General features: G+C 60.4%; 2 protein-coding genes. Both read right to left on the reverse strand.

What is annotated here, in order from left to right:
* Positions 1-431: ATP-binding cassette domain-containing protein (locus tag Q0176_RS05980; RefSeq protein WP_299300228.1), on the reverse strand; the 431-nt coding region annotated here is incomplete at its 3' end.
* Complete coding sequence (gene brnQ / locus Q0176_RS05985) at positions 431-1,738, reverse strand: branched-chain amino acid transport system II carrier protein (RefSeq protein ID WP_299300230.1); 1,308 nt, start codon at positions 1,736-1,738, stop codon at positions 431-433. The genes brnQ and Q0176_RS05980, both read right to left, overlap by 1 nt.
* Positions 1,739-2,032: the final 294 nt, after the last annotated feature.

Consider the following 2,032-nt stretch of genomic DNA (forward strand, 5'->3'; position numbering starts at 1 on the left):
TGTTGGCCGCCGGAGAGTTCGTCCACGCGCTTGTCGGCGAGCGTGTCGGTGTGGGTGGCCGCCATGACGCGCGCGACGATGTCCAGGTCGGCTTTGCCGAGCCGTCCCCAGAGGTTGAGGTAGGGGCTTCTGCCGTAGCCGACGAGGGTGCGCACGTTGATACCTTCCGGCACCATGTGGTGCTGCGGCAGGAGCGAGAGGCGGCGCGCGAAGCGGCGCGGGCTCATGTGGTAGATGGCTTCGCCGTCGAGGGTGATGTCGCCGCTTTGCGGTGGCAGCAGGCGGGCGAGGGTTTTGAGCAGGGTGGATTTGCCGCAGCCGTTCGGGCCGATGAGCGCGGTGATTTTGCCTGCGGGCAGGGTGGCGGTGATGCCGTGCAGGATTTTGGCGTCGCCGTAGCCGTTGTGCAGGTTGTGGATGTGCAGTGCCATTAGAGTTTCCGTCGGAGGAGGTAGAAGAAGTAGGGCGCGCCGATGAGGGCGGTGAAGATCCAGGCGAATCCCTCCGGCCCCAGGGGAATGGAGACCAGCATATCTTTGACTCGGTCGGCGACGGCGCTCACATGCTGCATTCCATAGAGGATGCCCATCAGAAACGCCCCGGCGACGGCTCCGCGGTAGAGTCCGGTGCTGAAACCGAAATCAAAGAGGTTCAGCAGGATCAGGACGATGGCCACGGGATAAAGGGCGTAGAGCACCGGAACGGACAGGGAGATGATGTACTTGACCCCGTAGACGGAGAGGACCGCACTGACCAGGACGATGATCCAGACCAGGCTCCTGTACGTCACCGCCCTGTTCAGGAGCTTTTCGAAGTACTCGGAGACCGCCGTGGTCAGTCCGATGGCCGTGGTGAGACAGGCGAAGAGGACGGAGATGGACAGGGCGTATCGGCCTAAGTCGCCCCCGATCCTGCTGATGAGCTCGACGGTGATCTTGGTATGGCCCTCAGTGCCCTGGAAGAACCCCGATCCGGTGGCGCCCAGATAGATGAGCCCTCCATAGACGAAGAGGAAGCCCAGCATGGCCACGATGGCGACCTTGACGGCCATGGCCATCCCCTCGCCGGTGTTCCCGTGTCCGCGGCTCATGATGTTGGCCATGATGATCGCCGCGAAGGCCATCGAGGCGAGCGCGTCCATGGTCTGATACCCCTCGGTGAAGCTCATGGCAAAGGCGTTCGGGACGCGGGGGGCGATTGGCTGGCCGACAGGGGCGATGATGCCCTTGAGGATGACGAAGCCCAGCATGAAGACCAGCACGGGCGTGAAGTACTTTCCGATCTGGTCCACGATCTTGGAGGGGTTGAGCGAAAAATGGAGGGTGATAATGAAGAAGACCGCGGAGACGGCGATCGCCTCCCACGAGATTCCCATGATGGGGCTGGCGTGAAGGGGTCCCAGGTAAGGAAGGATGCCGACCTCGAAGGTCGTCGCCGCGGTCCGGGGGATGGCGAACATCGGCCCGATGCAGAGGAGAATGGCGAAGTTGAAGAGCTTGGCGAAGGACAGGCTGACCTTTCCCGCGAATCTGTCGACATCGCCGCCCGCCCTGAATGTGGCGAGCAGCCCGAGGAGGGGCATGCCCATGCCCGTGATCGTGAACCCCAAAAGGGCCACGGGCCAATCGCTGCCCCCCATGATCCCGATATAGGGCGGGAAAATGACGTTACCTGCGCCAAAGAACATTGCGAACAGGGCGAAACCCATGACGAGAATTTCCTTGTTTTTCGACTGCATGCGCTCACAACTCCTTCGATCCTGTATTTTTTTGAACCCCTGCTCATGAGGGTTCATGGAGCTCGTAAAAACGGGGCGATGCCTGAAAAACACCGAGACGGGCCGATGGAGTGCCGCCAAGCAGAGGAGGAAACGGGAACGCGGCTGTCGCTCCTGTGCCGATGCCTCGAGAAAAGTACCTAGCATATCATGATATTGAAATACCCTGATTTGTCAAGTTTCTCAACAATCATGAAAAAGAGCGACAAGGAGGGAATAAACAGTGCCAATGGTTATAATGACGCCCCTGGAAAA

Source organism: uncultured Fretibacterium sp., assembly GCF_938040765.1.
Taxonomy (GTDB): domain Bacteria; phylum Synergistota; class Synergistia; order Synergistales; family Aminobacteriaceae; genus CAJPSE01.

Excerpts from the sequence above, each read along its gene's own strand:
- brnQ (WP_299300230.1), bottom strand. The coding sequence starts at position 1,738 with ATGCAGTCGAAAAACAAGGAAATTCTCGTCATGGGTTTCGCCCTGTTC.